At 58.9% G+C, this 3,962-nt stretch carries 4 protein-coding genes and 1 pseudogene; 4 read left to right on the top strand and 1 reads right to left on the bottom strand.

What is annotated here, in order from left to right:
* The 4 genes and pseudogenes from PHO31112_RS27330 to PHO31112_RS26920 form a co-directional block, all read left to right on the top strand.
* Window positions 1-1,866: pseudogene (locus PHO31112_RS27330) on the top strand (hypothetical protein); the annotation flags it as partial.
* A complete protein-coding gene (locus tag PHO31112_RS26930; RefSeq protein ID WP_150624780.1) occupies window positions 1,841-2,092 on the top strand; it encodes a hypothetical protein in 252 nt (83 codons plus the stop codon). The pseudogene PHO31112_RS27330 and the gene PHO31112_RS26930, both read left to right, overlap by 26 nt.
* A 36-nt stretch (window positions 2,093-2,128) precedes the next feature.
* The gene (locus PHO31112_RS26925; RefSeq protein WP_150624778.1) at window positions 2,129-2,350 is read left to right on the top strand and encodes a hypothetical protein; all 222 of its coding nucleotides are present in this window, start codon (window positions 2,129-2,131) and stop codon (window positions 2,348-2,350) included.
* Window positions 2,338-3,759, top strand: a complete 1,422-nt coding sequence (locus tag PHO31112_RS26920) for a hemagglutinin repeat-containing protein (protein ID WP_343042812.1) — start codon at window positions 2,338-2,340, stop codon at window positions 3,757-3,759. Before PHO31112_RS26925 ends, PHO31112_RS26920 begins: the two co-directional genes overlap by 13 nt.
* Window positions 3,760-3,783: 24 nt before the next feature.
* Here the strand turns inward: PHO31112_RS26920 and PHO31112_RS26915 are convergent.
* Window positions 3,784-3,962: integrase core domain-containing protein (locus PHO31112_RS26915; protein ID WP_150624776.1), on the bottom strand; the 179-nt coding region annotated here is incomplete at its 5' end.

The raw sequence follows: 3,962 nt of genomic DNA, 5'->3' as shown, positions 1-3,962 counted from the left end.
AATGCGAGCGGCAGCTACGCGGGCGTGGCGGAGCAGTCGGGGATTCAGGCGGGCTCTGGCGGGTTCGATGTGAACGTGGCGGGCAATACGGATCTGAAGGGGGCGTACCTCGCGAGCACGGCCGATCCGTCGAAGAATCAGCTGACGACGGGCACGCTGACGTTCTCGGATATTCAAAACCACTCGGACTACAAGGCCAATAGCTTTGGGGCGGGCGGTGGATTTTCGGTGGGCAATGGCGGCGCGAACGAGCGCAGAACGGGACCGTCGTCGGGGAAGAACACCGGTAGTCCTTCGCTAATGCTGCCGCAGTCGGAGAGCGGCAGCGAGCGGGGGACGACGCGCAGCGGTGTGAGTGACGGAACCATCACGCTGACGAATGGCACGAGCCAGACGCAGGATCTCGCGAGCCTGAATCGGGATACGTCGGGCCTGAACCAGACGGTGAGCCGTACGCCGGATCTGCAGAAGACGCTCGACGGACAGTCGCGGTTGATGGGCGCGGCGACGGCAGCGGGGGAAGCCGTGGCGCGGGATATTGGGACGTATGCGGACAAGAAGGCGGGGGAAGCGAAGAATCTGGCGAAGAATACCAACGATCCGGCGCTGAAGGCGCAATACGAGCAAGAAGCAAAAGACTGGTCGGAGGGGGGAGATTCTCGCGCGCTGATGCATGCGGCGGGTGGAGCGATTGTGGCGGGGCTGGGAGGAGGTAATGCGCTGGGTGGGGCGTTAGGCGCGGGAGCGACGTCGAAGCTGGGTAAGGTGCTCAATGACCTGAGTGACCAGATCAAGGACTCGCACCCGACGGGCAATGCCGATGTCGATCAGGCGTTGGGGCAGATTGTGGCCACAAGCGTGGGGACGGTGGCGGGCGCTGCTGCCGGTGGCACCTCCGGGGGCTTCACGGGCTACAACGTGGATCGCTTTAACCGGCAGTTGCATCCTGATGAGCGGAAGTGGGCAAAGGACAATGCGAAGGACTTCGCGAAGTTCTATGAAGAAAAGACCGGCAAGGCACTCACCGCGGAGCAGGCGCAGAGTATGCTGCTGGCGAATGGTTATCGCTTGGTGGACGCGGCGGCGAGCAAGGGACCGGGAGGGGACGCAACGGCGGTGGCATATATCAGTCAGAACGGTGGCAGGCTGTTCCACGCGACGGCGGAGGAGTACAACAAGCCATTCATGTATGGAAATGCAGATCATTCGCTGACACCCGAACAGCGGGCATTGCCTGGGGCGATCGCGAATCCGAAGGCAGGGCTCGCCATCGCCGGTGGCCTGGTAACTGCTGGACTGGCACCAGAGATTGCTGCCGGGTTGGCCGCTATTCCTGGCGCGCCAATTTTTGGCTCGACCGGAGCTTTGGGATCCAGCGCGTGGGCGTCGCCTATTGGTATTGGCATCCTAACTGGTAGTGTAAATGCGACATCGCAGTACATACAGAATGGCACGGTCAATCCAGTCGATGTTGGATACGCTGTGTTGGCTGGTGGCGCCGGCACTTACACTAAGTTTTTTGGGAATTTCGCAATAAACGCGGTGACAGGTGCTCTTAATACTGCCACTAATAATGCGATCTCTGGCAAACACGACAGCATTGTAACCAGTGCGGCGGTGAGCGCAGGTGCGGCGGCTATCGGTTATGGTGCGGGACTCGCCATGCAAAATTCAATTTCCGCGTTGTCCAAGTCGGGGGCGGGTAGCTTTGGTTGGTCTGGGACTGGTATTTGGGCGGGGTCATCGGGAAAAAACCTGTTTAACCCGAATAACGTTCCTGCAATTGGCGCTGGTATCGGCGGTGCTGCCGGCGGTGAAGCAGGAATGAAAGCGATAAACGATGCCAAATCTCGGCTTGAGAAATGAAAAAATGTTTAGATTGATTATTTTATATTTGGTTGCTTTCTTTATTTCATTTCTGTGCTTTACCTCCATAAAGGTATTGGTAATGATTTTCGTGGCCTATTTTTATGGTGGCGGTTTCTTATGGGAGAGCGACGACACAAGTTTCGTTTTGGTGAACGGCGCTCTGCTGGGGGCGGTGTTTTGTGTTTTCGCAACAGTGGTTTTTGTGCGAAAAAATGATTCCTGATGCCATAGTGAAATCCGGTTTAACGGGCAGTTGCGCATGACGAAAGAAAAGAAAATGAAAGAGTTAATTGGAAAGTACCATTTCTTAATCCGTCACGTAATCAGTGGTGGCTACTGCGACGCAACTGCAGTTCAAAAAGCCGTGACAGGCGACCTAAGCGATATTGGCGCATCGTTGCCTCATGGGCAGTACACGGGCACCGTCGTTGTATATGGGACGACCTCAACTACAGTGCCGACAGCCTTGTGGGCAGCCTGAACGGTAACGTGAGCATGGTCGCGGGCAAGGATCTGACGGTGCGTGGCAGTGACATCGTGGCGGCAGGCGACGTGACCGGCATTGGGCAGAACGTCACGGTCGAATCGGCGCAGGAGCGGAACCACCACGACGAGACGCACGAGTTCAAGAGCTCGGGCTTTACGTTGGCGGTGAAGTCCCCGGTCATCGACGCGATACAGAACGTGACGAACCAGGCCAAGTCGGCTGCCGACTCGGGCGGCGACGCGCGTGTGTCGGCGCTGCGGGGTTACGCAGCGGCCAGCGGGGCGTATGGGGCTTACAACGAAGCCAATAAGGCGCTCGATGCGCTCAAGAGTACGAACCCGAACGTGAAACCGGAGGTGAAGGTCGAGTTGAGTTGGGGCTCGTCGAGCAGCAAGTCGACGTCGTCGTTCGATGGCACGACCAACGTGGGGAGCCATATCAAGGCAGGCGGCACTGCTGCGTTCGTTGCGACGGGGGATGCGGCCTCCGGCAAGGGCAACGTCAACATCGTGGGGTCGAATGTCGATGCAAAGGACGTGCTGCTGCAAGCGACGAATCAGGTGAACCTGCGCAACAGCACGGATACGGAGTCGAGCCGTAGCGAAAACGAGTCGAAGAGCGGGAGTTTCGGTGTGTCGTTCGGCACGGGCGGCTGGGGCGTGTCGGCCTCGTTGTCCCGGGCGCATGGCGATGCGAACTCGGATTCGCAATTCCAGAACAATACGCACATCAACGCGAGCAACACGGCGGTGATCGTGAGCGGGGGCGATACCAACATCGTCGGCGCGAATGTGAACGCCGATAAGGTGATCGCGCGTGTGGGCGGGGATCTGAAGGTAGCGAGCGTGCAGGACACGAGCGAGAGTGCTGCGCATCAGGAGAGCATGGGCGGTGGGCTGAGTCTGAGCATGAGCGGTGCGTCGGGAAGCTTTAGCGCCTCGCGCGGCAATGCGAGCGGCAGCTACGCGGGCGTGGCGGAGCAGTCGGGGATTCAGGCGGGGAGCGGCGGGTTCGATGTGAACGTGGCGGGTAATACGGACCTGAAGGGGGCGTACATCGCGAGCACGGCGGAGCCATCGAAGAATCAGCTGACGACGGGCACACTGACGTTCTCGGATATTCAAAACCACTCGGACTACAAGGCCAATAGCTTTGGGGTGGGCGGTGGATTTTCGATGGGCAACGGCGGCGCGAACGAGCGCACGACGGGACCGTCGTCGGGGAAGAACACCGGTAGTCCTTCGCTAATGCTGTCGCAGTCGGAGAGCGGCAGCGAGCGGGGGACGACACGCAGCGGGGTGAGCGACGGAACCATCACCCTGACGAATGGCACGAGCCAGACGCAGGATCTCGCGAGCCTGAATCGGGATACGTCGGGTCTGAACCAGACGGTGATGACCTGACGGATTTTTTCGTACCACTAGTGTCTAGAGATTCACGGCCCCAGTGGTTGAACTACGTTCGCTAACCCGACGAAATTCCGCCGGTGTTAGGTATTGCAAACTCGAATGCGGGCGCACTTCGTTGTAGTGAGTACGCCAGTCTTCGATCACGATCTTCGCTTCGATTCGGTTCCGAAACCACTCCATCGCCAAACATTCATCAC

Source organism: Pandoraea horticolens, assembly GCF_902459555.1.
GTDB classification, from domain to species: Bacteria; Pseudomonadota; Gammaproteobacteria; order Burkholderiales; family Burkholderiaceae; genus Pandoraea; species Pandoraea horticolens.
The sequence above is the reverse complement of the archived record's forward strand: the minus strand, read 5'-3'. Positions and strand labels throughout refer to the sequence as shown.

Coding starts and splice junctions, on each gene's coding strand:
- PHO31112_RS26930 (WP_150624780.1), top strand. CDS start 1,841: ATGCCAAATCTCGGCTTGAGAAATGAAAAAATGTTTAGATTGATTATT.
- PHO31112_RS26925 (WP_150624778.1), top strand. CDS start 2,129: ATGACGAAAGAAAAGAAAATGAAAGAGTTAATTGGAAAGTACCATTTC.